The sequence below is a fragment of the Streptococcus oralis genome (genome assembly GCF_001983955.1).
Classification (GTDB): domain Bacteria; phylum Bacillota; class Bacilli; order Lactobacillales; family Streptococcaceae; genus Streptococcus; species Streptococcus jiangnanensis.
On the sequence record NZ_CP019562.1, the window covers coordinates 387,886 to 414,141 of the forward strand.

The 26,256-nt window shown below is 42.1% G+C and carries 31 protein-coding genes; 20 read left to right on the plus strand and 11 right to left on the minus strand.

Annotation, left to right across the window (positions count from 1 at the left end; all coding sequences use genetic code 11):
* The first annotated feature begins 7 nt into the window (after positions 1-7).
* The 4 genes from accC to BWR56_RS01845 all read left to right on the plus strand — a co-directional run bounded on the left by accC (position 8) and on the right by BWR56_RS01845 (position 3,888).
* The gene (gene accC, locus BWR56_RS01830) at positions 8-1,375 is read left to right on the plus strand and encodes an acetyl-CoA carboxylase biotin carboxylase subunit (protein ID WP_071851550.1); all 1,368 of its coding nucleotides are present in this window, start codon (positions 8-10) and stop codon (positions 1,373-1,375) included.
* A 35-nt stretch (positions 1,376-1,410) separates the two neighbouring features.
* A complete protein-coding gene (accD, locus tag BWR56_RS01835) occupies positions 1,411-2,277 on the plus strand; it encodes an acetyl-CoA carboxylase, carboxyltransferase subunit beta (RefSeq protein WP_049504813.1) in 867 nt (288 codons plus the stop codon).
* The gene (locus tag BWR56_RS01840; RefSeq protein WP_049504811.1) at positions 2,274-3,041 is read left to right on the plus strand and encodes an acetyl-CoA carboxylase carboxyl transferase subunit alpha; all 768 of its coding nucleotides are present in this window, start codon (positions 2,274-2,276) and stop codon (positions 3,039-3,041) included. Before accD ends, BWR56_RS01840 begins: the two co-directional genes overlap by 4 nt.
* 145 nt (positions 3,042-3,186) lie before the next feature.
* The gene (locus BWR56_RS01845; RefSeq protein ID WP_076984337.1) at positions 3,187-3,888 is read left to right on the plus strand and encodes a CPBP family intramembrane glutamic endopeptidase; all 702 of its coding nucleotides are present in this window, start codon (positions 3,187-3,189) and stop codon (positions 3,886-3,888) included.
* A gap of 49 nt (positions 3,889-3,937) precedes the next feature.
* On the opposite strand, the gene nusB is transcribed toward BWR56_RS01845, so the two are convergent.
* The 9 genes from nusB to gatC all read right to left on the minus strand — a co-directional run bounded on the left by nusB (position 3,938) and on the right by gatC (position 11,264).
* Positions 3,938-4,360, minus strand: coding sequence for a transcription antitermination factor NusB (nusB, locus tag BWR56_RS01850; RefSeq protein ID WP_000203659.1), 423 nt, complete (start codon positions 4,358-4,360; stop codon positions 3,938-3,940).
* Positions 4,353-4,742: an Asp23/Gls24 family envelope stress response protein gene (locus tag BWR56_RS01855; protein ID WP_000510584.1), complete on the minus strand. Its 390-nt coding sequence runs from the start codon at positions 4,740-4,742 to the stop codon at positions 4,353-4,355. Before BWR56_RS01855 ends, nusB begins: the two co-directional genes overlap by 8 nt.
* A 21-nt stretch (positions 4,743-4,763) precedes the next feature.
* Positions 4,764-5,324 carry an elongation factor P gene (gene efp / locus BWR56_RS01860; RefSeq protein ID WP_076984338.1) on the minus strand — a complete coding sequence of 187 codons (561 nt, stop codon included), beginning with the start codon at positions 5,322-5,324 and terminating at the stop codon, positions 4,764-4,766.
* 81 nt (positions 5,325-5,405) lie between these two features.
* Positions 5,406-6,533, minus strand: coding sequence for an SPFH domain-containing protein (locus BWR56_RS01865; RefSeq protein WP_071851548.1), 1,128 nt, complete (start codon positions 6,531-6,533; stop codon positions 5,406-5,408).
* A gap of 8 nt (positions 6,534-6,541) precedes the next feature.
* Positions 6,542-7,498: a zinc-ribbon domain-containing transport protein gene (locus BWR56_RS01870; protein ID WP_049504803.1), complete on the minus strand. Its 957-nt coding sequence runs from the start codon at positions 7,496-7,498 to the stop codon at positions 6,542-6,544.
* A gap of 99 nt (positions 7,499-7,597) precedes the next feature.
* Positions 7,598-7,993, minus strand: a complete 396-nt coding sequence (locus BWR56_RS01875; RefSeq protein ID WP_001031998.1) for a hypothetical protein — start codon at positions 7,991-7,993, stop codon at positions 7,598-7,600.
* Between the two features lie 57 nt (positions 7,994-8,050).
* Entirely contained in the window at positions 8,051-9,496 is a 1,446-nt protein-coding gene (gene gatB / locus BWR56_RS01880; protein ID WP_049504801.1) for an Asp-tRNA(Asn)/Glu-tRNA(Gln) amidotransferase subunit GatB, read from the minus strand.
* Positions 9,496-10,962, minus strand: coding sequence for an Asp-tRNA(Asn)/Glu-tRNA(Gln) amidotransferase subunit GatA (gatA, locus tag BWR56_RS01885; RefSeq protein WP_049504799.1), 1,467 nt, complete (start codon positions 10,960-10,962; stop codon positions 9,496-9,498). The genes gatB and gatA overlap by 1 nt, the downstream gene beginning before the upstream one ends.
* Positions 10,962-11,264 (minus strand): Asp-tRNA(Asn)/Glu-tRNA(Gln) amidotransferase subunit GatC, encoded by a 303-nt coding sequence (gatC, locus tag BWR56_RS01890; protein WP_049504797.1) that lies wholly within the window; start codon positions 11,262-11,264, stop codon positions 10,962-10,964. Before gatC ends, gatA begins: the two co-directional genes overlap by 1 nt.
* 165 nt (positions 11,265-11,429) lie before the next feature.
* Here gatC and BWR56_RS01895 point away from each other — a divergent pair, with 165 nt between their 5' ends.
* The 5 genes from BWR56_RS01895 to BWR56_RS01915 all read left to right on the plus strand — a co-directional run bounded on the left by BWR56_RS01895 (position 11,430) and on the right by BWR56_RS01915 (position 15,892).
* Positions 11,430-12,122, plus strand: a complete 693-nt coding sequence (locus BWR56_RS01895; protein WP_049504795.1) for a YwaF family protein — start codon at positions 11,430-11,432, stop codon at positions 12,120-12,122.
* Between the two features lie 142 nt (positions 12,123-12,264).
* Positions 12,265-13,809 carry a peptide chain release factor 3 gene (locus BWR56_RS01900; protein ID WP_000155103.1) on the plus strand — a complete coding sequence of 515 codons (1,545 nt, stop codon included), beginning with the start codon at positions 12,265-12,267 and terminating at the stop codon, positions 13,807-13,809.
* A 422-nt stretch (positions 13,810-14,231) separates the two neighbouring features.
* On the plus strand, positions 14,232-14,663 hold the full coding sequence (locus BWR56_RS01905) for an immunity protein YezG family protein (RefSeq protein WP_231110164.1): 432 nt from the start codon (positions 14,232-14,234) through the stop codon (positions 14,661-14,663).
* Positions 14,664-14,843: 180 nt separating this feature from the next.
* The gene (locus BWR56_RS01910) at positions 14,844-15,182 is read left to right on the plus strand and encodes a hypothetical protein (RefSeq protein ID WP_307770168.1); all 339 of its coding nucleotides are present in this window, start codon (positions 14,844-14,846) and stop codon (positions 15,180-15,182) included.
* 167 nt (positions 15,183-15,349) lie between these two features.
* Positions 15,350-15,892, plus strand: coding sequence for a T6SS immunity protein Tdi1 domain-containing protein (locus BWR56_RS01915; RefSeq protein WP_049504790.1), 543 nt, complete (start codon positions 15,350-15,352; stop codon positions 15,890-15,892).
* A gap of 102 nt (positions 15,893-15,994) precedes the next feature.
* Here the strand turns inward: BWR56_RS01915 and BWR56_RS01920 are convergent, their stop codons facing one another.
* On the minus strand, positions 15,995-16,948 hold the full coding sequence (locus BWR56_RS01920; RefSeq protein WP_049504789.1) for an aromatic acid exporter family protein: 954 nt from the start codon (positions 16,946-16,948) through the stop codon (positions 15,995-15,997).
* A 49-nt stretch (positions 16,949-16,997) separates the two neighbouring features.
* Positions 16,998-18,209, minus strand: coding sequence for a serine/threonine transporter SstT (gene sstT / locus BWR56_RS01925; protein WP_049504787.1), 1,212 nt, complete (start codon positions 18,207-18,209; stop codon positions 16,998-17,000).
* 149 nt (positions 18,210-18,358) lie between these two features.
* Between sstT and BWR56_RS01930 the strand changes: the two genes are divergently transcribed.
* From BWR56_RS01930 to BWR56_RS01985, 11 genes are all read left to right on the plus strand, one after another.
* Positions 18,359-18,919 carry a mechanosensitive ion channel family protein gene (locus BWR56_RS01930; RefSeq protein WP_001150572.1) on the plus strand — a complete coding sequence of 187 codons (561 nt, stop codon included), beginning with the start codon at positions 18,359-18,361 and terminating at the stop codon, positions 18,917-18,919.
* Between the two features lie 57 nt (positions 18,920-18,976).
* The gene (locus BWR56_RS01935; RefSeq protein ID WP_076984339.1) at positions 18,977-19,885 is read left to right on the plus strand and encodes a magnesium transporter CorA family protein; all 909 of its coding nucleotides are present in this window, start codon (positions 18,977-18,979) and stop codon (positions 19,883-19,885) included.
* A gap of 17 nt (positions 19,886-19,902) precedes the next feature.
* Positions 19,903-20,430: a YqeG family HAD IIIA-type phosphatase gene (locus BWR56_RS01940; protein ID WP_049504780.1), complete on the plus strand. Its 528-nt coding sequence runs from the start codon at positions 19,903-19,905 to the stop codon at positions 20,428-20,430.
* 2 nt (positions 20,431-20,432) lie between these two features.
* Entirely contained in the window at positions 20,433-21,539 is a 1,107-nt protein-coding gene (gene yqeH / locus BWR56_RS01945; RefSeq protein ID WP_049504779.1) for a ribosome biogenesis GTPase YqeH, read from the plus strand.
* A 213-nt stretch (positions 21,540-21,752) separates the two neighbouring features.
* On the plus strand, positions 21,753-22,064 hold the full coding sequence (yhbY, locus tag BWR56_RS01950; protein ID WP_049504777.1) for a ribosome assembly RNA-binding protein YhbY: 312 nt from the start codon (positions 21,753-21,755) through the stop codon (positions 22,062-22,064).
* A 51-nt stretch (positions 22,065-22,115) separates the two neighbouring features.
* Positions 22,116-22,745, plus strand: a complete 630-nt coding sequence (locus tag BWR56_RS01955) for a nicotinate-nucleotide adenylyltransferase (RefSeq protein ID WP_000963715.1) — start codon at positions 22,116-22,118, stop codon at positions 22,743-22,745.
* On the plus strand, positions 22,745-23,338 hold the full coding sequence (gene yqeK / locus BWR56_RS01960) for a bis(5'-nucleosyl)-tetraphosphatase (symmetrical) YqeK (RefSeq protein ID WP_076984340.1): 594 nt from the start codon (positions 22,745-22,747) through the stop codon (positions 23,336-23,338). The genes BWR56_RS01955 and yqeK overlap by 1 nt, the downstream gene beginning before the upstream one ends.
* On the plus strand, positions 23,339-23,839 hold the full coding sequence (locus tag BWR56_RS01965; protein WP_049504772.1) for a cysteine hydrolase family protein: 501 nt from the start codon (positions 23,339-23,341) through the stop codon (positions 23,837-23,839). It abuts the gene before it with no gap.
* A 12-nt stretch (positions 23,840-23,851) separates the two neighbouring features.
* On the plus strand, positions 23,852-24,205 hold the full coding sequence (gene rsfS / locus BWR56_RS01970) for a ribosome silencing factor (RefSeq protein ID WP_049504771.1): 354 nt from the start codon (positions 23,852-23,854) through the stop codon (positions 24,203-24,205).
* A gap of 320 nt (positions 24,206-24,525) precedes the next feature.
* Positions 24,526-25,266, plus strand: coding sequence for a class I SAM-dependent DNA methyltransferase (locus BWR56_RS01980; protein ID WP_049504903.1), 741 nt, complete (start codon positions 24,526-24,528; stop codon positions 25,264-25,266).
* Positions 25,267-25,304: 38 nt separating this feature from the next.
* Positions 25,305-26,246 (plus strand): hypothetical protein, encoded by a 942-nt coding sequence (locus BWR56_RS01985; RefSeq protein ID WP_049504769.1) that lies wholly within the window; start codon positions 25,305-25,307, stop codon positions 26,244-26,246.
* Positions 26,247-26,256: the final 10 nt, after the last annotated feature.

A 26,256-nucleotide genomic window follows, 5' to 3' on the forward strand; every position in this document is an offset into this window, starting at 1 on the left:
GATCTCCATGTTTCGTAAAATTTTGATTGCCAACCGTGGTGAGATTGCGGTTCGCATTATTCGAGCTGCGCGTGAATTGGGCATTGCAACCGTAGCAGTCTATTCAACTGCTGATAAGGAAGCTCTTCACACACTCCTAGCGGATGAAGCTATCTGTATCGGACCTGGTAAGGCGACAGAATCTTATCTCAATATCAATGCTATTTTATCTGCTGCAGTCTTGACAGAAGCAGAAGCCATCCACCCAGGTTTTGGTTTTCTTAGCGAAAACTCTAAGTTTGCCACGATGTGTGATGAAGTGGGGATTAAATTTATCGGCCCTTCTGGAGCTGTAATGGATACCATGGGAGATAAGATCAATGCGCGTGAGCAAATGATCAAGGCTGGGGTTCCAGTTATCCCAGGATCTGATGGTGAAGTTCACACGGCTGAAGAGGCGCTTGCAGTTGCAGAAAAAATTGGCTATCCAGTCATGCTTAAGGCATCGGCAGGTGGTGGTGGAAAAGGGATTCGTAAGGTTGAAAAGGCAGAAGACTTGGTCGCTGCCTTTGAGACAGCATCCAGTGAAGCCAAGGCTAATTTTGGAAATGGCGCTATGTATCTTGAGCGTGTGATTTATCCAGCTCGCCATATCGAAGTTCAGATTCTTGCGGACCAAGAGGGTCATGTTGTCCATCTTGGTGAACGGGACTGTTCACTCCAACGGAATAACCAAAAGGTCTTAGAAGAAAGCCCGTCCATTGCAATTGGCAAAACCCTTCGTCATGAAATTGGTGCTGCCGCCGTTCGTGCAGCAGAGTCTGTAGGCTATGAAAATGCAGGGACGATTGAATTTCTTCTCGATGAAGCGAGCGGCAATTTCTACTTCATGGAAATGAATACTCGTGTGCAAGTTGAACACCCAGTCACAGAGTTTGTTTCAGGTGTCGATATCGTGAAAGAGCAGATTCGCATTGCTGCCGGGCAACCTTTACCTTTCAAACAAGAAGATATTGTCCTACGAGGTCATGCTATCGAGTGCCGGATCAATGCAGAAAATCCAGCATTTAACTTTGCCCCAAGTCCAGGGAAAATTACCAATCTCTATCTACCAAGTGGTGGAGTTGGCTTGCGCGTGGACTCGGCAGTTTATCCAGGTTATACCATTCCCCCTTACTATGATAGTATGATTGCCAAAATCATTGTTCATGGGGAGAATCGTTTTGATGCCTTAATGAAGATGCAACGGGCACTTTATGAACTTGATATTGAAGGAGTACAAACCAATGCAGATTTCCAGCTGGATCTAATCTCAGACCGTCGGGTTATCGCTGGTGACTACGATACTTCCTTCCTGATGGAAACTTTCTTGCCACAATACCAAGAAAAAGAATAGACTTTCAAACAGTATGAGAACTAAAAGGGGGATTTATGGCTCTATTTAGTAAAAAGGATAAGTATATTCGGATCAATCCTAATCGATCCGTAAGGCAGGCACCACAAGCCAAGCCGGAGGTGCCTGATGAACTCTTCTCAAAGTGTCCTGGATGTAAACACACCATTTATCAAAAGGACCTTGGGAGTGAGCGCATTTGTCCCCATTGTAGCTATACTTTCCGTATTTCAGCCCAAGAGCGCCTGGCTCTAACAGTTGATTCTGATAGCTTTGTGGAGATGTTTACAGGAATTGAAACTCAAGATCCCTTGAACTTTCCTGGTTATCAGAAAAAACTGGCTAGCATGCGTGAAAAAACAGGACTAGATGAAGCTGTCCTGACTGGTACAGCTAGCATCAAGGGGCAAAAAGTTGCTCTTGGGATCATGGATTCCAACTTTATCATGGCGTCGATGGGAACAGTTGTGGGTGAAAAAATTACGTGCTTGTTTGAGTATGCAACGCTAGAAAACTTGCCAGTCGTTCTCTTCACAGCTTCTGGTGGAGCCCGTATGCAAGAAGGAATCATGAGCTTGATGCAGATGGCTAAAATTTCTGCGGCAGTTCAACGTCATTCCAAGGCAGGACTTTTTTACCTAACTATTTTAACCGATCCGACAACAGGTGGGGTGACCGCTTCTTTTGCTATGGAAGGGGATATTATCCTAGCGGAGCCACAGAGTTTGGTTGGTTTTGCTGGACGTCGTGTTATCGAAAATACAGTTCGTGAGACCTTGCCGGATGACTTCCAAAAGGCAGAATTTTTGCTTGAACATGGATTTGTTGATGCAATTGTCAAACGGAGAGAATTGCCTGAAACAATTGCTAAATTAGTAAGATTGCATGGAGGAAGTCGCGGATGAGTATAGCAAAAATAGTCAGAGAGGCACGCGAGCAGAGTCGCTTGACTGCACTTGATTTTGCCAATGGAATTTTTGACGAGTTTATCGAATTGCATGGAGATCGCTCTTTCCGTGATGATGGTGCGGTTATCGGTGGAATTGGTTGGTTAGGTGACCAAGCAGTAACTGTCGTTGGTATCCAAAAGGGGAAGAGTCTTCATGATAACCTCAAACGAAATTTTGGGCAACCACATCCAGAAGGCTATCGTAAGGCCTTGCGCCTGATGAAACAGGCAGAAAAGTTTGGCCGTCCAGTTGTGACCTTTATCAATACGGCGGGTGCTTACCCAGGTGTTGGTGCCGAGGAACGTGGACAAGGTGAAGCAATTGCCCGAAACCTGATGGAAATGAGTGATCTCAAGGTTCCAATCATCGCGATTATTATCGGTGAAGGAGGATCTGGTGGGGCCCTAGCTCTAGCCGTAGCTAACCGTGTCTGGATGTTAGAAAACTCAATCTACGCAGTACTTAGCCCTGAAGGATTTGCCTCTATCCTTTGGAAGGATGGAAGTCGTGCTATGGAAGCAGCGGAGTTGATGAAAATCACTTCACACGAACTTCTAGAAATGGGAATCGTAGACAAGGTAATCTCAGAAGCAGGGCTGTCAAGTAAAGAACTGCTAGGTTGCGTTAAAAATGAATTGCGTGCAGAACTAGATAGGTTGCAAGAACTACCACTCGACCAACTTATCGAAGAACGTTACCAACGCTTTAGAAAATACTAAGAAAATTTAAAAGCTAGAACAATTTGTTCTAGCTATTTTGATAATAGAGCATGGATAAATATGAATACTCTAGATAAATAAGAAATAATCAATGGTATATCCTCTATATTGCCCTAATAGAGAGTTTACCATTAGGAGAGAAACAATGAAAAAGACAATACATTTAGGAATCTGTATGATTTTAATGTTCCTGTACATTTATTTAACGCCATTAGGAGCTATAACTCTAGCTAGGATCTTTGGTTTAGGAATGGACAGCTATATAATCTTCCTAGTTGGAGAAGTGTTGCTTATTTTCTTTTTATTCGTTTTGTGGTTGAAAAAGAAGAAGATGCTCTTTATCTTCGAGAAAAAGAGTTGGCGCTGGTCTTATCTCGCTTTCTTAGTGGCTTGCTTTCTTATCTATTCTTTTCTAAATGGATTTAGAATGCTGAATATTCGATTGATTGACCATAGCTTTATTTTCCAAGACCTTCTTTCAGAACTTTACTTAAACGGGAGAGAAACGACTCTATCAAGTCTTATATTTTTAATCTTTAACATTTCGATTGTACCTGTTGTCGAGGAGACAATCTATAGGGGTTATTTTATGAATACCTTCTTTCCGAAGTCGGAGTTTTATTTGGATGTGATCTTGTCTTCTTTCATCTTTGGACTCAGTCACTTGGTTCTATCCCATCGTGATCCCATCAGTCTCCTAATTTATAGTATTCTTGGTCTTCTATTTGCAGTTGCTTATCGAGTTACGGGTAGTCTTCGATTTACCATTCTTTGTCATAGTTTCTATAATATTATTCCCTATGCTCCGTCGCTCTTATTTTATATCTATTATTTGATTTTTAGATAGTGGTAGGTAAAGAAAAAAGTGTTTGATAATTGTCAAACACTTTTTCTATTTACTGTTCTTCTGTTACAAACTGGCTGAGCAGTCCGTTGATAAAACGGGCAGATTTTTGATCTGAGAAGTCCTTTGCAAGCTCGATAGCTTCGTTAACAGCAACCAACTGAGGGGTGTCAAATGAAGTGATTTCAAAGACTCCCAAGCGAAGGAGGTTTCTCTCCACGAGTGTTAAACGCTCGATGGTCCAACCTGCTTTTAAATGCTGTGTGATTTGCTTGTCTAGTTCTTCCTTTTTAGCCTGAACACCAGAAACTAGCTCTGTCAAAAAGGCTGGAAGTTGCACATCCGTATCTTCACGATCATGAGTATAGGCGAAACGACAAGCAGTTTCGACATCCGTACCGAATTCAAGACTCATGAGAGCTTGAAAAGCGCATTTACGGAGTTGGCGTCTAGATTCTAATAGTGGACTAGTCATTGAGGAAGTCCTCGTCAAATAGATCTTTCAATTCTGGTTTTGGTGTTTTATCTGGAACGATACCTGCAACGTGAATATTGATAGCAGCGAGTTCTACATCAGCCATATTACGAACGGCATCTTTGACAGCTTTCTGGATAGCAACCGCTACCTTAGGAACTTTTACTCCGTACTCAAGGTAGAGATAGATATCAGCTGTGAGCTCTTCGTCCACGTTTTTAAGATAAACACCACGGCCAAGAGAAAGTTTTGAAAGGGTGTCAGATACTGATTTGTTTGAAAAAGAGTGAACACCCTCTACTTTTGCAGTAGCAATAGCAATGATTTTTTCAAGTACACGTGGGGCGATAACGATTTCGCCAAGTTGTTCTTCAATTCCCATAGAATGACCTCTTTCTAGAGATTAGGCACGAGAAACGTAAGTTCCTTCTGCAGTGTTGATAACGAGTTTTTGTCCTGCTTCGATGAAGTCTGGAACGTTTACGATAAGTCCAGTTTCCATCGTTGCTGGTTTACCAGAACCTGTAACAGTAGCACCTTTGATAGATGGTTGAGTTTCTGCAACTGTCAATTCGACAGTAGTAGGAACGGTAACACCAATCACTTCAGTTCCGTAGAATTGGATCTTCACATCAGAGTTTTCAAGGATGTAAAGCAATTCGTTTTCAACGTTGACTACAGGGATTTCGTATTGGTCGTAAGTTTCTGTATTCATGAAGTAGGCTGTGTCATCCATTTTGTATAAGTATTGAGCTGGGACAGTCTCGATGATAGCTTGTTCAAATTTTTCCTCTGGACGGTAGCTTGTGTCAAATGTAGAACCAGTACGGACATCACGCAATTTCATACGCATGATTGTGTTTCCTTTACCTGGTTTGTGGTGGCTAGCTTCCAAAACGCGGATCAATTTTCCGTCAGCTGTTTCAAAGGTCATACCAGCCTTTAATTTACTTGCTTCAATCATGTTTTTACCTCTTTAATAAAATAATTTACTCTTTATTGTACCATAAAAGACAACATTACTCAAATGTCAAAAGGAGCTTAATTAGTTGACTGGTACGATATTTCCATCTTCGTCTTTGGTAACGAGGACGTATTTTCCATCGACTTCGATATAAAAATTCTTGCTAGTAGCTTGCCCAGCATTTTGAGCCGGTGCTTGATTTTGGACTTGTTGACTTAGTTGACCACCGAGAGTTTGGCCAAGATTCATGCCCATAAACATGTTCATCCCATTGCCATTTCCTTCGTTGGAAGCTGCAGCAATAAGCGCTTCGTTGCGAGCACGGCGTTCTTCGATTTCAATCGTGTTGTACTTCATTGCAACGAGCTCACTATCAAGCTTACGAACGATATCAAGACTTTCTTGGTCGTAGCTGAGGTCTTCAAGCAAGATGTTAGTTGCTTCAATCCCGTAGAGACCTGTCCAAACCTTGTTGACCTCTTGTTTAGCGAGTTCGTTAAAGGTGTCTTGGTTGGCATTGAGGCTATAGATATCAACCTTGTTTTCGTTGGTATATTTGGCAATGGCAATCGCGATTTTCGGTGCGATATTTTGACGGAGCGTTCCTTGAGCTACATCTTGGAGAGTAAATGGCTGTCCGTCAGTAATTTGACGGCTAACAGAACTCACGTAGAAGAGGACTGGATCTGCTATTTTTACATCAAACAAGCCATAGAAACGGATGTTAAGCAGTTGTTGGTAACGTTCGCTGAAGTATTCGACCGCATTTTGTGTGCCGAACTTATTACCTGCAATGGGTTGCATGCGGATAAAGATAATTTCCTGTTGGGTGATGACTTGTCCACCAAAAGAGAAACGGTTTTTAAAGTTTTCCCAAGTGCCTTTTAAACCACCTTTTTCAAGGAGCCAGGCGTTATCACCAGCTTGCCATTCGTGGCTACCAGCTTCGAGGACTTCACCAAGGAAGGTACCGTTGTTTACCAAAACAGCGGTATAACCTTGAGGAACGATAACCACACTGCCATCTGACAAAAGTCCAGTATTTTGATTGCTGTGACGAGAACGTCCATCTGGGTCTTTTGTGAGTAATTGACCCTTGACGGCCAAAGCGTCGCCAGAGACATTATCTGGAAGGACAATGGCTTCCTTGAATTTACTATCATTAAAACTATTTAAGCCTGCTGATAAGGCTGCACGTATAAATCCCATAATTCCTCCTAATTATAAAGCTCGTCTTCATCCACAACATCATAGGTATCCAGTACCCATTGGTTTGGACTGCGAGAGAGATTGGCACCACAGTAGTCGCACTCACTAACTGCGGAGATTTTCAATGGTGCGCCACAGTTTGGACAGTGGTCGCTCACAACTTCGTCTGGATTGACTGCTTGCGTTTGGCTACCGTGTTGACGGATAAAGTTCAATTGATACACGGTGAAGAGATCTTTTTTAGGGTCTCCTTCAAGGACACGGCGAGTCTCATCGTCAATGACATAGTCCCGCAAGGTAGATGACAGGATCACCACTAAGGTGTCGTTTCCGTCAGGATTTTCAATGAACTCCTTGATGCGAACATTTTCGATACAAACTTTCTCTAAAACATTGGTTGTTTTAGCTCGAATATGGTCTTCGAGTTGGGTGCTATGTTGAGAGTAGAGACTGGTACTTTCCAAAGCGCGGACAGAGTTCCAATTTTTTTCAGTCCAGGCAACCTGCAATTTAAGGTAGACTTCCTTAACCCAAGATGTGAAGGCCTCAGCGTCGAAGTTTGGATCCCCATTTTTAACACGACTAATGGCCAGTGTGTTGTGTTCAACTCGACGATGGAGCGTTTGATAATCATTACTAGTGTAGGTTGAACTCGAATCTCCAGACTTATTCTGCAAGGATTTGACGATAACAACTAGTATGATTCCTCCTACTAATATGAACATAAATCCTAGATAGGGAGAGCTAGTAGAACTGTCAGAGGATGATCCGTATCCAGAGCGGTAGTAGTGGTAGGATGAGCCACCAGAACGACTTCCACCTCCACTTGAGTGGCTGCTACTTCTGGAGCTACTGCGGCTGCTCCCTCCACTTCTGGAATGTCCGACACCTGCATCAACGATTTGAGGCACGGATAGAAAAACAAGTAATAAACAGGTCATTAAAAGAGCATAAAACTTTTTCATGTGTCTCCTAACTATATGATTGAAAAGGTAGAATTCTGAATTCGAATGATTATTAAACTATTTAATAACCTTTAAAAATCATCTAAGATATACTAGGCGTTATTTACTAGCATTTAGCTTCTTTATGGAATGGCGTTCGATGAGCCATCCCACAATCCATCCTATTGCTAGCAAGTAATTTTCAAAAGCACCGATAGCATTTACAGGAGAGTGATACTCCATATAATTGAGTAAGTGATTTGTTCCTATTCCAATTCCGCCAATAATGAGAGCAAGAAGTGCGATTCGTAGATAGAACCAATCGTATTTAATATTGATAGCGAGAATAATAATCAATACAGCTAAATTCCATATTCCAATTTCTCGTTGCCAACCAGCAGATATTCCGTACCCGGAGTGGCTTCCCATGTACGATGGAAAGAAAATTTGTAGTATAGAAGCGCCTAACATAGCGATGATGACTAAGACAAATAGCAATCGTAAAAATTTGTTCATTTATTCTCCTTGTCTCATTCTCGTTTTAAAAGTAGAAAAAAGTGTATAAAGAGTAAATTACTCACTTTCTTTCAACTCGGCCAATTCCTGTGCAAGGAGTTTAAGGGCAACTTGTGGATTGGCTTGCCCTTTGGTTGCCTTCATAAGGAATCCTGTGAAGGCTTTGTCTGCGTTGCGTTTGCCTGACTTGAAGTCGGCAACGGCAGCTTCGTTATCCGCAAAGACTTGGTGGATGATTGGAATCAGAACATCTGGATCAGAGATTTGCACCAAGCCTGCTTTTTCCACGTATTCACGCGCGCCACCGCCATTTTTAGCCAGGTGGACAAAGACTTTCTTGGCAATCTTAGAAGAGATCGTGCCGTCTTCGATGATGGCAATCATTTCTACCAAGTTTTCTGGTGTTAATTCGATTTGTTCAAGTGTCTTGCCTTCGGCGTTCAAGAACTGAGCGACTTCACCTTGGAGCCAGTTAGAAACTTGTTTGGCATCGCCACCGAGGGCAACAGCTTTTTCAAAGAAGTCAGAAGTGACTTTGTTGGCAGTCAACTGGCTAGCATCGTAGTCTGACAAGCCAAGATCAGATACGTAGCGCGCACGGCGTTCTTTTGGAAACTCTGGCAATTCTGTTCGCATTTCCTCAATCCACTCATCTGAGATTTCAAAGAGTGGTAGGTCTGGTTCTGGGAAGTAGCGGTAGTCAGCAGCACCTTCTTTGACACGCATGAGGATGGTTGCTTTGTTAGCTTCATCGTAACGCCGTGTTTCTTGGCGAATTTGACCACCTGAGCGAAGAATTTCAGCCTGGCGTTGGACTTCGTATTCAAGACCCTTGCGAACGTTAGAGAAGGAGTTGAGGTTTTTCAACTCAGTCTTGGTACCGAATTTTTCTTGACCATAAGGGCGAAGGGAGATGTTAGCATCCACACGCATCGAACCTTCTTCCATCTTAACGTCAGAAATACCAGCGTACTGGATGACTTCCTTGAGGGCAGTTAGATAAGCATAGGCTTCTTCTGGCGAGCGCATGTCAGCCTCAGATACAATCTCAATCAATGGCACCCCTTGGCGGTTGAGGTCAACATAAGAGTAACCATCTGTACCGTGGGTGTTTTTACCAGCATCTTCCTCTAGGTGAGCACGTTCGATACCGATTTTCTTAGTCGTACCGTCTTCTAGCTCCACTTCAATCCAGCCGTTGAAACCGATTGGCTCATCAAACTGAGAAATTTGATAGGCTTTTGGATTATCAGGGTAGAAGTAGTTCTTGCGGTCGAAGTGCATCTTTTTGTGGATATCCATATTGAGGGCAAGAGCTGCCTTGATACCGGCATCGACAACCCCTTTATTGAGAACTGGCAGAACTCCTGGGAAGGACCAGTCAATCACGTTAGTGTTGGCATTTTGGTCATTTCCAAAGTGGGCAGAAGTAGGTGAGAAGATTTTTGAATTGGTGTTGAGCTCTACGTGGACTTCAAGTCCAATGACTGTTTCAAAGTTCATTAGTTGTCACCTCCAAAAATCACGGGTTGTTGTTTGTGGTAGTCTGTTGTTGCTTCAAAGGCAGCAGCAGCTTGGTAAATGGTTTCCTCAGAGTATTTAGGACCGATCAATTGGAGACCGACAGGTAGACCTTGAGAGAATCCAGCAGGGATCGAAATTCCTGGAAGACCAGCCAAGTTAACTGGGATGGTCAAAAGGTCAGCCAAGTACATGGCAACTGGGTCGTGATTGAGGGAATCCAAGTCATAAGCAACGCTTGGAGCAGTTGGTCCTAGGATTAAATCGTAATCCGCAAAGACGTTTTCGAAATCTTGGATGATGAGGGTACGGACCTGACCAGCCTTCTTGTAGTAGGCATCGTAGTAACCTGATGAAAGACTGAAAGTACCTAGCATGATACGGCGTTTTACTTCTTCACCGAAACCTTGGCTACGGCTGTTTACATAGATTTCATCAAGATTCGTCGCATCCTCTGCGCGGTAGCCGTAACGGATACCGTCAAAGCGTTGCAAGTTTGATGAGGCTTCTGATGAAGCGATAATGTAGTAAACGGCAACACCGTATTTAGAGTGAGGAAGGCTGACTTCTTCGACGATAGCACCAAGTTTTTCAAAGTGTTTGGCTGCATTTAGAATGGTTTCCTTAACCTCTGGGTCAATCCCTTCACCAAGGTATTCCTTAGGCAAAGCAATTTTCATTCCCTTGATGTCTTGACCAATTTTTGAAGTAAAGTCGGCAATGCGGACAGGAGCAGAAGTAGAGTCTTTAGCATCTTCGCTGGCAATAGCATTGAGCAAGAGGGCATTTTCTTTAACAGTTGGTGCAAAAGGTCCAATCTGGTCTAATGAGCTACCGAAGGCAATGAGACCGAAACGAGAAACCGTTCCGTAGGTTGGTTTGAGACCAACAATCCCGTTGAAGGCAGCAGGTTGGCGGATAGAACCACCCGTATCAGAACCAAGTGACAAGCGGACTTGCCCAGAAGCTACAGCTGCGGCAGAACCGCTTGATGAACCACCAGGAACCTTGCTGTGGTCCCAAGCATTTTTAGTGGCACCGTAGTAAGAAGTTTCACCTGAACCACCCATGGCAAACTCGTCCATGTTGGTTTTTCCGACAACAATCATGCCCTTAGCTTTGGCATTGGCAACAGCTGTTGCATCAAAGATAGGTTCGTAGTTGTAGAGCATTTTTGAGGCAGCAGTTGTGAGGATGCCGTCAGTAGAGATATTATCCTTAACAGCCAGTGGAATTCCTGAAAGGACATTATCCGCGTCAATTCCAGCTTCATCAATGGCTTTAGCTTGAGCAAGGGCTTGTTCTCCAGCGATAGTGACAAAAGCATTGATAGCTTTCTCGCGAGACTTGATATCTTCAAGCGTTGCTTGTGTCAATTCAGTTGCAGAAATTTCCTTAGAGACAAGGAGGTTGTGCAAGTCTTCAATCGTTTTGTTATTAAAAGTCATTAGGCATCTCCTCCATCATCTAGGATAGCTGGTACCTTGATATAGTAGTTTTCTTTTTCAGGTACGTTTTTAAACAAGCGGTCACGGTCTGTTCCTTCTTCGGCCACATCAGGGCGGAGTACAGTCTTGCGGTCAGCCATGGTTGTAGTAGGTGCGACACCAGTTGTGTCGACTTCGCCCAGCAATTCAACCATGTCAACAATTTTAGACAAGGTTGTCGCAAAGACAGCAGTTTCTTCTTCAGAGAATTTTAATTTTGAAAGATTGGCAACGTGTGTTACCTCTTCTTGCGTAATTTTCATCTTGCATCCTTTCGTGAAATGATGATTTTTAGTCTGTTCTATTTTACCATATTTTCCTATAAATAAGGGAGCCAAACTGAAAAGAAATAGAAATTGAAAAATCGCTTTTAATTCGCTATAATGGTTAAACTAGAGAATAGAAAAAATAAAAGTTAGGATAGAAATATGTTCCATCAATTTATCACCAGATCTCAGACGGTTCCTCCTCCCATTTCCCTCTTTTGGTATGGGATCATGATGCTTACTTTAGTGCTTTGTATTTATGGAGCACTTGCTTATCACAAAAATCCGAAATTTGTCCGCTTGTTTAAGGGGATTCAGATCCTCCAGTTGCTAGCCCTATATAGCTGGTATGTTGGCTTTGGGATACCATTTTCTAATAGCCTTCCATTTTACCATTGCCGTTTGGCTATGTTTGCGGTGGTTTTCTTGCCAGATAAATGGCGGAGCAAGCAGTATTTTGCTCTTTTAGGAGCTAGTGGAGCGGTCTTTGCTTTGGTTTACCCTGTTTTTGATCCCTATGATTTCCCCCATATCACCAGTTTTTCATTTTTGATTGGGCACTATGCCCTTCTAGTGAATTCCTTGGTCTACTTGATGAATCACTATGACAAGACCTTGCTCAAGAAATATATGATTGTAGCCTATACCTTTATTCTCAATCTCTTTCTAGTTGGGGTTAATCAGGTGACGGGTGGAAATTATGGTTTGTTAAACAAGACACCTTTTATTCCGGATGCACCCCTGTGGTTAAAATACCTTCTTGTGTCCGTCATCCTCTCACTGGCTCTGGTTCTTTTTGATATCTTGTTTAAAAAACGGTGGAAAAAGAGAAATCAGGCGCAATCTGTGCTCTAGCTTGCCTTTTCATCGGATGAGCAATTGAAAAACTCCCCAAAATCCGATATAATGGAGAGTTGAAAGGAATGGTAAAATCCAATGTAAAAATCATTCTTAGCTATTGAAACAAGAAAAATAGAAAATCAAAGAAAGAGAACTTATGACTATTCAAGAAGAAATTAAGAAACGCCGTACTTTTGCCATTATTTCTCACCCGGACGCGGGGAAAACAACCATCACTGAGCAGTTGCTCTACTTTGGGGGCGAGATTCGTGAGGCTGGTACTGTAAAAGGGAAGAAAACAGGGACTTTTGCCAAGTCTGACTGGATGGATATTGAGAAACAACGTGGGATTTCGGTCACTTCATCTGTTATGCAGTTTGACTACGATGGCAAGCGCGTCAATATCCTAGACACACCAGGGCACGAGGACTTCTCAGAAGATACCTATCGTACTTTGATGGCGGTGGATGCTGCGGTCATGGTCGTGGACTCTGCCAAGGGTATCGAGGCCCAAACCAAGAAATTGTTTGAGGTTGTGAAGCACCGTGGCATTCCAGTCTTTACCTTTATGAACAAGCTGGACCGTGATGGTCGTGAGCCACTGGACCTCTTGCAAGAATTGGAAGAAGTCCTAGGTATTGCGAGCTATCCTATGAACTGGCCAATCGGGATGGGGAAAGCCTTCGAAGGCTTGTATGACCTCTATAACCAACGCTTGGAACTCTATAAAGGAGATGAGCGTTTTGCCAGTCTGGAAGAAGGGGACAAGCTCTTTGGAAGTAATCCTTTCTACGCTCAGGTTAAGGACGATATCGAACTCCTTCAAGAAGCAGGAAATGAATTTTCAGAAGAAGCTATTCTTGCAGGAGAACTGACGCCAGTCTTCTTTGGTTCAGCCCTGACTAACTTTGGAGTGCAGACCTTCCTTGAGACCTTCCTTAAGTTTGCTCCAGAACCACATGGACACAAGAAAACAGATGGCGAAATTGTGGATCCTTATGACAAGGATTTCTCAGGATTTGTCTTTAAAATTCAAGCCAACATGGATCCTCGTCACCGTGACCGTATCGCCTTTGTCCGTATCGTATCGGGTGAATTTGAGCGAGGTATGAGTGTCAATCTGCCTCGTACTGGTAAAGGGGCTAAACTGTCTAATGTCACCCAGTTTATGGCGGAAAGTCGTGAGAATGTGACTAATGCCGTGGCTGGAGATATCATCGGAGTTTACGATACGGGTACCTATCAGGTTGGAGACACCTTGACGGTTGGAAAAAACAAGTTTGAGTTTGAACCACTGCCAACCTTTACACCTGAGATTTTTATGAAAGTTTCTGCTAAGAACGTCATGAAGCAAAAATCCTTCCATAAGGGGATTGAGCAACTGGTGCAAGAAGGAGCCATTCAGCTTTACAAGAATTACCAAACTGGTGAGTACATGCTAGGAGCTGTCGGACAACTCCAGTTTGAAGTCTTTAAGCACCGCATGGAAGGCGAATACAATGCGGAAGTAGTCATGAGCCCAATGGGTAAAAAGACCGTTCGTTGGATCAAGCCTGAGGACTTGGATGAACGGATGTCGTCAAGCCGCAATATCTTGGCCAAGGACCGCTTCGACCAGCCAGTCTTCCTCTTTGAAAATGACTTTGCCCTCCGCTGGTTTGCAGACAAGTATCCAGACGTAGAGTTGGAGGAAAAGATGTAACTCAGCACCAACAATTGGAACTAAAGTTCCTAATTGTTGGACGCTAGTCGCTATTTGGCGAACTAGCTAACTGCCTTACTAACTACGTTTGGCAAATAGAATCGATTTGCCAAACTCCGTGTCGTAGTGTAAAATCGGCTTACCTAAACGCTTCACTAGGAAAAATCCACGAATATTATCGATTCGTGTTTTTTTTGTTGGGAAGGCTAGAAAGTTGCTATACCTAGCGATATGATTGGTCTATTTTACTGTTTTATTGAGGCAATTTTGCCCTATTTGAGCAAATTTTATAAGAGTAAGTTGGTTTCTGTTCTTTATTGTATACTAGAGATACAGATAAAATTTGTAAACACCAACCGGAGGAAAATATGGAACAACAGATTAATGAAAAAATTATCGAAATCGTGCATTAAGCCAACGATATGATTCCAGTTGAGTGGGATGATTTGTATATTGTAATCGAGATGGATAAGACCTATAGCGGAGAAGTTTATTTTTATTTCAAATATAAGAATGCGTATCACTACTATTTATATATTCCTCGAGATTTTTGTGTAGATAAATTCGAACTTTATAGTCAAACAGATCGATTATTTGAGAAGTCACAAGAATTGAAAAAAGTCTTTGTTGAGAATGACTTGGCAGATTGGTACATTTGTATCATCCATTTAGATGATAACAACAAGTTTTCGGTCGACTATGACTATGCTCCATGGTTGGAAAGTGGCTATGGTCCAAGTGCTCGAATGGACTTATTTGAATACAAATACCTCGGCAAGCAACCAGCTAATGAAAAAGAACTAGAACAGTTCAAGGCTATGGAAGCCTTCCAGAAGGAACATAATCAAAAGTAGTATAAGCTTGATTACATTTTGAAGAATGCGATTTTTGAGTATTGCTGTTAATGCGAATTGGAGGATAAAATGTTAGAAAACTTTGTCAAAGTGGCAGATAAGCCACAAGAAGTGATTGAAAATATAAGGAAATTGCTAAAGAATACGGAGTTGAACTAAGATTTACAAAGGAGTAGACAGATGAAATTAGACTGCAGAGTTGAACAGGCTTTGCAAGCTATAAATTTTGTGGAGCGCTATAAGGAGCTTTCAGATAAATTTAGCTTAGATAGAACGCCTAAAGAAAAACACTTAAATATTATTACAGGCGAGTTGATATTTGATGTTTTCGAAGATTTAGGATATAGAGCTAAATTTGATGGGCGTGAAAAATTCTTTTATATTGAACCTATTAAAGAAAATGGTTATACTTTTGGATTCCATATTAGTATCTTTAAAGGATTAGTTGAATTGATATGGAGTGTTAGGGACTCTCAAAACAAAGTTATACTAGGGACTCTCAAAACAAAGTTATACTAGGGACTCCACTGATGGAGTTTTCTAGGAGACTCATCTCTCCGGACTATAGAATCATGGATCCAGTGATTGCTAATTATGATGACTTTGAAAATGTCATGAAAATTGCTTTTGAGATGTACGAAGACTTTAAACAGGCTTTTATGAAGATTGCGACAGAGGATTAATAGATGTTAAAAGATTTTGTTAAAGTGGCAGATATGCTCAAAGAAGTGATTGAAAAGTATCAGGATCAAGTTCCAGCTGACTTGGTTCAAATTTGGCAGGAAGATGGTCTAGGAACTTTTCTTGATGGTTATCTGAAGGTAATTAATCCGGATGATTATCTAGAGCTTCTCCAAGATAGCTATTTTAGAGGAGATGTCGCTTTTCCTATGTTCGTAACAGCATTTGGAGATATTATTACTTGGGAAGAGAGTGCCTATGTGGGAATTGTCCAATATAATATTCAGGATTTAGATATTATGATTAAGCGTATGGATCGTTTCATAGAGTATGTTGATGATGAAGATTTCAAAGATGATTATTTTGATATCCCACTCTATAAAAAAGCTGTTGCCAAACGTGGTCAATTAGCCTACGATGAGTGTTTCGGTTTCGTTCCACTTTTGGCATTAGGAGGCTTTAAAGATGTAGACCACATGGATAAGGTAAAAGTCTTGGAGCACATCTACCTCATGTACCAGCTGACAGGCGGTGTGATGGACGACTAGGAGTTGCTATTTCTTTTTTGAGAACAGTACGAGAGGATGAACTTTCCTTCCAAATGCAAAACACAAGAACCTCAGAGGAAGTCCTCTGAGGTTCTTTGCGTTCTAGTTTCCATATTTCTGGTAAAAATCGACCTTAACCTGGATAAAGGTTTCGGCTTCGCGTAGTAGCTGCAGGAGGGTAGCACGGGTTTCAAACTCCTCACGTGTTTTCGGGAGACTCCGATTGCGGAAGACTTGCAGATAGCGTTCGATGTCATCAAGTAAGTCATGAGCAGGATTGGTCTGACTTAGCTGGGCAGCAATCTTAGAAAAGAGCTGGGCCAAGATCAAACTCTCACTTGCGGCCAGATGACAGGTATTGATCTGCTGGGCCATATTTCGCAGGATGCGACTTTGTCGCTGTCTCATCTCAAAGTAATGGATGTGGTAGTCCGTCTGGTGAAAGAGATGGTCCGAGTGATCCAAATAAACCAGTTTGAGAGCTTCATCGAGGAGCTTATCTAATTGGTCAACGAGTTGGGCTTGATTGCGTCCGTCTCCTCTTGACAGATAGTATTTAAAGCGAAGCAGGATGTTTTTTAACTTTTCCTCGACCTGAAGGTGGTAGCTTTGGATGGCTTTCTCACGAGAGGGCATATAAAGGTTGACCAATAGAGCAAAGCTTGTCCCGATGAGAAAGAGGAGTACTTCATTAAGCAAGAGCTCTGGGGAAGTAGACTCCTGTACCAAGAGATGACCGACCAAGACACTGCTAGGGGTGATGCCGATTTCCCAGCCCATTTTGTAAGCAAGAGGCACATAGAGAGCCAGATAGAGGCCCAGGCTCCAGATGTGAAAGCCTGTCAGCTGAAAGGCTAGAACACCGATAGCGAGCGCTAGGAGCATGGAAAAGAGGCGGTTGCGTGCTAATTTCAGCGTGCTTCTGCGCGTGTCGGAGAGGCTTAAGAGGGCGATAATTCCAGCTGAAACTGCTGATGATAAATCTAAAAAATAAGCGAGAAAACAAGCGAGACAGGTCGCTAAGACCAGTTTGGTCGTACGTTGAGTGAGGGACATGAGAATTTCCTAAACTAATAGAATCAAGTGTTTAACGAGGAGTTAGAGACTAGGGACGAAGTTTTCGGTTTGTAGCATACTCGGCAACCGCTGTAAAGAGGACGTCTGTTGAAGAGTTCAGGGCTGTTTCGCAGGAGTCTTGCACGACTCCGATCACAAAACCGACTCCGACAACCTGCATAGCCAAGTCGTTGGAAATCCCAAAGAGGCTACAAGCTACAGGAATGAGGAGAAGGGATCCCCCAGCGATTCCAGAGGCCCCGCAGGCAGAAATGGCAGCCACGACACTGAGCACAAATGCTGTCCCAAAGTCTACCGAGATTCCGAGTGTATTGACGGCAGCTAGAGTCAGGACATTTATGGTAACAGCAGCGCCAGCCATATTGATGGTTGAACCAAGCGGGATGGAGACAGAGTAGGTGTCAGGATTCAGTCCCAGGTCTTGACAGAGTTTCATATTGACAGGGATATTGGCGGCAGAGCTACGAGTGAAAAAGGCTGTAATACCACTGACACGTAGGCATTTCAAAACAAGGGGATAGGGATTTTTCCTCATAAAGAGAAAAGCGATGAGTGGGTTGACGATGAGAGCAACAAAGGCCATGGTAGCAATCAAAAGTCCTAGGAGGACACCGTAGTTAGCCAGACTGGCAATGCCCTTGTCAGAGATGGTCTTAAACACCAAGCCTAAAATCCCAAAGGGAGCTAGGTTGATAATCCATTCCACGATTTTAGAGGTGACATCCGCCATGGTTCTCAGTAATTCTTTACTGTGTTTACTTGCCTCTCTCATAGCCAAGCCAAAGATGACTGCCCAAGAGAGAATCCCGATATAGTTGGCTTCAACAATGGCATTCAAAGGATTGTCCACCAGTTTGAGCAAGAGGTTGCTGAGGACTTGACCGATACCGTCAGGAGCAGCAACTTCTGTATTTGCACTGGTCAGGGTGATTTGCACAGGCAGTAAGAAACTAGCTAGAACGGCTACCAACGCTGCAGCAAAGGTTCCGAGCAAGTATAGGAAAATAATCGTCTTCATATTGGTATTTTGTCCCTTTTGGTGTTGGGAAAGGGCATTGGCAACAAGGGCAAAAACCAAAATAGGAGCGATGGCTTTCAGTCCGCCTACAAAGAGGTCTCCAAGCAGACCAATTCCTGTCAAACTAGGAAAGAAGATTCCTAATGAAGCGCCCAAAAGCATACCAATGAGGATTCGTTTGATGAGGCTTGCCTTGATCCAGGCTCTAATGATTCGTTTCATAGCAGTCTCCTTCAAATGTATTGTTTATAATTATAGTATAAATATGCTATAGAGGCAAGTGATATTTTGAAAATAGGAACAATAATTGAATAATTATGAAAGAAAAGAGAAGGGAGATTTTATGGTATAATAGGAAAAAGGAGTTTTATATGCAAGATTTTTTTCAACGCTATTTTGATAAACTTGATTTAACAACCATGTTAGAGAATCTCTTGACCAAGGTGATTTCTCTTTTGATTTTGTTTTTACTATTTTATATAGCTAAAAAGATGCTTCATGCGACTGTACGAAAGATTGTCAAACCCTCACTTAAATTTTCAAATCGAGATGCAGGAAGACAAAAAACCATCTCGCGTTTGCTAGAGAATGTCTTTAACTACATTCTTTATTTCTTTTTGCTCTACTGTATCCTGTCTATTTTAGGTTTGCCAGTTTCGAGCCTCCTTGCCGGTGCGGGGATTGCTGGGGTGGCCATTGGTATGGGGGCGCAAGGCTTTCTATCCGATGTCATTAACGGCTTCTTCATCCTTTTTGAACGCCAACTTGATGTGGGTGATGAAGTGGTTCTCACAAATGGACCGATTACCGTTTCTGGAAAGGTCGTTAGCGTAGGGATCCGTACAACGCAACTGCGAGGTGACGATCAAGCCCTTCACTTTGTTCCCAATCGTAATATCACCGTCGTCAGCAATCTATCTCGTACTGAATAGGCCGGCTATTTTAGCAGATTTGTGGTACAATAGAAGGAGTTTGGTAAAGGAGAGAGTATGCTATTTGTAGAGAAAAAATTAGGTCACGATTGTACATGGATAGATCTTGATGTAGACAAGATTAAAAACATGGAAGACCTTTCGGATGTCTATGGATTGGACAAGGAAACTATCGAGTATGCTCTGGATAGAAATGAGCGTGCCCACATGGACTATCACCGTGAAACGGGAACGGTCACCTTCATTTATAATGTTCTTGACTTAGAAAAAGACAAAGAATATTATGAAGCGATTCCGATGACCTTTATTGTTGAAAAACAACGGCTGATCACAATTAGCAATCACAAGAATAGTTATGTGATTAAACGTATGGCAACCTACCTTGAAAGCCATGAAGTTGTTTCAATCTACAAATTTCTTTTTGCCAGTTTAGAGATTATAAGCAATGCTTACTATCCGGTTATTGAAGAAATGGATAAAAGTAAGGATGAAATCAGTGCACTTCTTCGTCAAAAAACAACTAAAAAAAATCTTTTTGCCCTCTCTGACTTGGAAACTGGTATGGTTTACCTGACAGCTGCTGCCAAACAAAATCGTCTCCTCTTGGAACACATCCAAGGGCATGCTCTTTATCGCAATTTTAATGAGGTAGAAAGAGAGCAGTTTGACGATGCCATGATTGAAGCGCACCAGTTGGTTTCGATGACAGACTTGATTTCTCAAGTTTTGCAACAACTCTCAGCCTCTTACAACAACATCCTAAATAATAATCTAAATGATAATTTGACAACTTTGACAATTATCTCAGTCTTGCTAGCTATCCTTGCAGTTATTACAGGATTCTTCGGAATGAATGTTCCTTTACCGCTTGCAGATGAACCAAATGCTTGGATTTATATTTTGCTAGCTAGTCTCATTTTATGGGTAGTCTTAGCCCAATGTTTAAAGAATATTGCTAGAAATTAAAAAGAAAAGGAGCCAGAATGGCAATTGAAAACTATATGCCAGATTTTGCTGTGGAAGCAGTCTATGATCTGACAGTCCCAAGCCTGCAGGCGCAGGGGATCAAGGCTGTTTTGGTCGATTTGGATAATACCCTCATTGCTTGGAACAACCCTGATGGGACGCCAGAGATGAAGCAATGGCTACATGATCTCCGTGACGCGGGCATTCGCATCATCGTAGTCTCAAATAACACCAAAAATCGGGTTCAACGAGCAGTTGAGCAATTTGGAATTGATTACGTTTATTGGGCCTTGAAGCCTTTCACATTTGGGATTGACCGTGCCATGAAGGAATTTCACTATGAGAAAAATGAAGTGGTCATGGTTGGTGACCAGCTCATGACGGATATTCGGGCAGCCCATCGTGCAGGAATTCGATCAATTTTGGTCAAACCCTTGGTCCAACATGACTCTATCAAAACGCAGATCAACCGAGCTCGCGAGCGCCGTGTCATGAAGCAAATCACTGAAAAGTACGGACCGATTACATATAAAAAAGGAATCTAACTATGGAAGAAATTCTCTGTATTGGTTGTGGAGCAACCATTCAGACGACAGACAAGGCTGGTCTTGGATTTACTCCCCAGTCGGCACTCGAAAAAGGTTTGGAGACAGGCGAAGTTTATTGCCAACGCTGTTTCCGTCTCCGTCATTACAATGAAATCACAGATGTCCAGTTGACAGACGATGATTTCCTCAAACTCTTGCACGAAGTGGGAGATAGTGATGCCTTGGTGGTCAATGTCATTGATATTTTTGACTTTAATGGTTCTGTCATCCCAGGCTTGCCACGCTTTGTATCGGGTAATGATGTCCTCTTGGTCGGAAATAAAAAAGATATTCTGCCCAAGTCTGTTAAACCGAGCAAGATTAGCCAGTGGCTCATGGAACGTGCCCACGAAGAAGGACTTCGTCCAGTAGATGTCGTTCTGACTTCAGCCCAAAACAAGCATGCCATTAAGGAAGTCATTGACAAGATTGAACACTACCGTAAGGGCCGTGATGTATACGTGGTCGGTGTGACCAACGTTGGAAAGTCAACCCTTATCAATGCTATTATCCAAGAAATCACGGGTGACCAGAATGTCATCACGACTTCACGCTTTCCAGGGACAACCTTAGACAAGATTGAGATTCCGCTTGACGACGGATCTTATATTTACGATACACCAGGGATTATCCACCGCCACCAGATGGCCCACTACTTGACGGCTAAAAACCTCAAGTATGTCAGCCCTAAAAAGGAAATCAAGCCCAAAACCTATCAGCTTAACCCTGAGCAAACTCTATTTTTAGGTGGTTTGGGCCGATTTGACTTCATTGCAGGAGAAAAGCAAGGATTTACAGCCTTCTTTGATAATGAACTCAAACTCCACCGTACCAAACGTGAAGGGGCTATTGCTTTCTACGGCAAGCACCTCGGAACCCTTCTGACACCACCAAATAGCAAGGAAAAAGAAGATTTTCCAAAACTAGTCCAGCATGTCTTTACCATTAAGGACAAGACTGACCTGGTCATCTCAGGCCTAGGCTGGATCCGCGTAACAGGCACTGCCAAAGTCGCCGTCTGGGCACCAGAAGGCGTCGCCGTCGTCACACGAAAAGCAATCATTTAAACACAGAAAGGAAAGAGTTGTCTGGATTCGGGCGAGCTCTGCGAGCCCATAACGAATACTTTTCGCCGTGGTGTCAGTTGGTACAAGGAGTTGTACCAACTGCGGAAAATTTGAGACCTTAGGCTCAAATTTTAGTCATGAAAGTCCGAAGGACTTTGCTGACGTCCGTCACCACTTCAGAAAAGTATAAAAAGAAACTCTTTTAAAGAAATTATGTCATTAACATCAAAACAACGTGCCTTCCTCAACAGCCAGGCACACACCCTCAAACCCATCATCCAAATCGGGAAAAATGGACTCAACGACCAAATCAAAACCAGCGTCCGTCAAGCCCTTGACGCCCGCGAATTGATTAAAGTTACGCTCTTGCAAAATACAGATGAAAACATCCACGAAGTAGCTGAAATCTTGGAAGAAGAAATCGGTGTGGATACTGTCCAAAAAATCGGACGCATCTTGATCTTGTTTAAACAATCCAGCAAGAAAGAAAATCGCAAGATTTCCAAAAAAGTCAGAGAAATCTAAACACCTACTCCAAACAACTGTTTTTACAGAGAATTAAAGGAAGACGAGCCTATGGCAATCGAATTATTGACTCCCTTTACCAAGGTAGAGTTGGAGCCAGAAATCAAGGAGAAAAAACGCAAACAAGTCGGGATTTTAGGGGGAAATTTTAACCCTGTTCACAATGCTCATCTTGTTGTGGCAGACCAAGTACGACAACAGTTAGGACTGGACCAGGTCCTGCTTATGCCCGAATACCAACCACCTCATGTGGACAAAAAAGAAACCATCCCTGAGCACCATCGTCTCAAGATGCTTGAGTTGGCTATTGAGGGGATTGAAGGCCTGGACATTGAAACCATTGAGTTAGAGCGCAAGGGAATTTCCTACACCTACGACACTATGAAGATTTTGACAGAGCAACATCCAGATACGGATTATTACTTCATTATCGGGGCTGATATGGTGGACTATCTGCCTAAATGGTATCGAATTGATGAGCTGGTCGACATGGTTCAGTTTGTTGGAGTTCAGCGCCCGCGCTACAAGGCAGGGACTTCCTATCCAGTTATCTGGGTGGATGTGCCTCTCATGGACATCTCGTCCAGCATGGTGCGTGACTTCATTGCCCAAGGTCGGAAACCCAACTTTCTCCTACCTCAGCCAGTGCTAGACTACATCGAGAAGGAGGGGCTCTACTAATGGTCTATCAAGACTATATCAACTGTTCCCGTGAGGCTTTGTTGGAAAAAATGGCAGAGCTTCTACCTGCAAAACGCTTAACTCATTGCTTGGGTGTGGAGCGTGCAGCCATAGAATTAGCTGAGAGATTTGGAGTCGATGTTGAGAAAGCTGGTCTAGCAGGCCTTCTTCATGATTATGCTAAAAAGCTGTCAGATCAGGAATTTCTAGACTTGATTGACCGTCATCAGCTAGACCCTGACCTCAAAAACTGGGGCAATAATGTCTGGCATGGGATGGTTGGCATCTACAAGATTCAGGAAGACTTGGATTTGCATGATCCAGAAATCCTGCGAGCTATTGAAATCCATACAGTCGGTGCTGGTCAGATGACCGATCTAGATAAAGTCATCTACGTCGCAGATTATATCGAGCACAATCGTGCCTTTCCTGGAGTGGACGAGGCACGTGAAATTGCTGAGCTATCTCTCAATAAGGCAGTGGCCTACGAAACAGCTCGTACCGTGGAGCATCTAGCTCATCAGGGATTCCCCATCTATCCCCAAACCCTTGACACCTATAACGCATTTGTGCACTATTTGAAAGAGGACTAAATGAGGACGGCTTTTATAATCATTGATGTTCAGAATATTTTAGTGGAAACCGGTTTTCAGACAAATAGTCTATTGGAAAAAATTTCTTATTTACAAAACCAGGCTAGAAGCAAGAATATCGAAATTATCTATGTTCAACATATTGAGGACCCTGAAGCTCAAACATCAGAAGATTGGCAGTTATCTGAGTTTTTAAATCGAAAACCTAATGAAAAGGTCTTTCAGAAGAAGTATAACAGTATTTTCAAAGAAACTGGTTTAAAAGAATACTTGGATAAACAGGGAATTGAAAAATTAGTTTTATGTGGTATGCAGACAGAATATTGTGTGGATACCTCTGTCAAGGTTGCCTTTGAATATGGCTATCAGCTTATTATTCCAGAAGGAACTTGCACAACGTTTGATGGGAATGACATTCCAGCAGAAACGATAAATGAATTTTATGAGGACATTTGGGAGGGGCGCTTTGCAGATGTCCTGGATTACAAACATATTTTCTAGAAAGAGGACTAAATGAACGAAAAAGAATTATTAGAACTAGTCGTGAAAGCGGCTGATGAGAAACGTGCGGAGGATATTCTCGCACTTGATGTACAGAATTTGACCAGCGTGACAGACTACTTTGTTATCACGAGCTCGATGAATAGCCGTCAGTTGGACGCTATCGCTGACAATATCCGTGAAAAAGTAGCTGAAGCTGGCTTTAAAGGTAGCCATGTTGAAGGCGATGCAGCGGGAGGCTGGGTTTTGCTAGACCTCGGTGGTGTCGTTGTGCATATCTTCTCAGAAGAAATACGTGCCCACTATAACCTAGAGAAGCTATGGCATGAGGCGGATTCTGTAGATATTTCAGAAGTCTTGGCCTAGTAGATGAACTCAGTTGCAGTCAACTGGGTTTATTTGCTTATTTTAGAAAAATTGATAGAAAGGTAAAGGGCGTCGTGTTTTGTTCATCTTGAAACTGAACACGAGCTAAAAGCTGCGAGAAAAAGAGTAACTTCCTTTGTATCTGACGATACAGCAGAAAGTTTCCTATTTTCTCCTTGCTTTTAACGCTCTTTGTATCTTAGAAAGGATTTGAACCCGTCCTGTAATCGTCGGAAAATAGATAGCCTTCCTTGGAGCTCGACTCCATCGTCAAGCTCCTAATTTTCATTCCGATTACGGGCGGACTTGGTATCATGAATATGGCGACTTATGAAACCTTTGCGGCTGTTTACGATGCTGTGATGGATGATAGTTTATATGATAAATGGACGGATTTTTCTCTGCGTCATTTGCCTAAGACCAAGGAGAGAAAGAAACTCTTAGAATTGGCTTGTGGAACAGGTATCCAGTCTGTGCGCTTTTCTCAAGCTGGCTTTGATGTGACGGGGCTTGACTTGAGTGCTGATATGCTGAAGATTGCGGAGAAAAGAGCTACTTCAGCCAAGCAAAAGATTGATTTTATTGAAGGCAATATGCTGGATTTATCCAAAGCAGGTAAATATGATTTTGTCACGTGTTATTCGGACTCTATCTGCTACATGCAGGATGAGGTTGAGGTAGGAGCTGTCTTTAAGGAAGTGTATAATGCCCTCAATGAAGACGGCGTTTTTATCTTTGATGTGCATTCGACCTACCAGACAGATGAAGTTTTTCCAGGCTATTCCTACCATGAAAATGCGGAAGATTTTGCCATGCTTTGGGACACCTATGAGGACGAAGCTCCTCACTCCATCGTGCATGAGTTGACTTTCTTTATCAAGGAGGCTGACGGTTCCTTTAGTCGTCACGATGAAGTGCATGAGGAGCGGACTTATGAGGTTTTGACCTATGATATTTTGCTGGAGCAGGCTGGTTTCAAGTCCTTCAAACTCTTTGCGGACTTTGAGGACAAGGAGCCGACAGAAACCAGCACCCGTTGGTTTTTTGTCGCGCAGAAGTAGGATGGCTGAATGATTTGGCAAAATAAATTGAGGTAATAATGTTAGAATTCTTTTTGATTGTTGTTGTGGTCATATTAGAGTGTATTATGCTTAAGAGCTTTTTTTCAATGAATTTGAAAGAATATCAAGGATTTAGTACGAGATTTTTTTCTTCTTCTAGTGGTGGTAAAATAAGTACGAACAGCATAATCTTTTGGATATTTATTTCGCCATTTTTTTCTATCCTAGGCTATGTTTGTTCTTTGTTTTTGAATTCTGCTTTTAAAACATGTCATGTTTCATATAACTATTTATGGACGATAAGTTTAGTTTTTTGGATAGTTATCTATCTGATAATTTTGATATTAGGTCGTCGAAAATTAGTGAATCACTTATTTATTTTAATAATAGCGATAGCTTCAATTGTTTTAAATTGGTATATTGCTCGAATAGCTTTTACAGGAAATGTAAATGATATTTCGCCTGATTCCAGTAATACGGCATTTCAATTCTATTTAGCTATAGGGTTATCTTTAATTTCGATTGTTCAGGTGATATATGAAAGTGAAAATTACAATTTGAAACGTACGCGTTTTATTAGAGAGAAGATTCAGAAGTATCTACGAGAATACAAAGTAATATATTCTTTGAAAGGAAATATAGAGTTACTTTATTTGTCACTTGCAATTTTGGTACTAGAAGATTTTGAACGGCCTAAATTTATCAGAATTATAGAAAATATTTTGAGAACAAAAACAAGAAATATTGCTCAAAATGATTCCATTGATGATATTGATAGCGTTAGTATTCTTGTGAAACAACTTCAAGATTTGGCTGTTAGTTCAAAAGAAAAGGATAAAATAAAAAAATTGAGGTTTATTATTAAAGAGATAAATTGTTCAGATCAATATATTACTAATGTTATGGAATTGTTTAATACAATTTCTCGATTAGATAGAGATTTTAAAATAGTTGAATCTAATAAATATAATAAGAAGTAAAGTCTAGTAG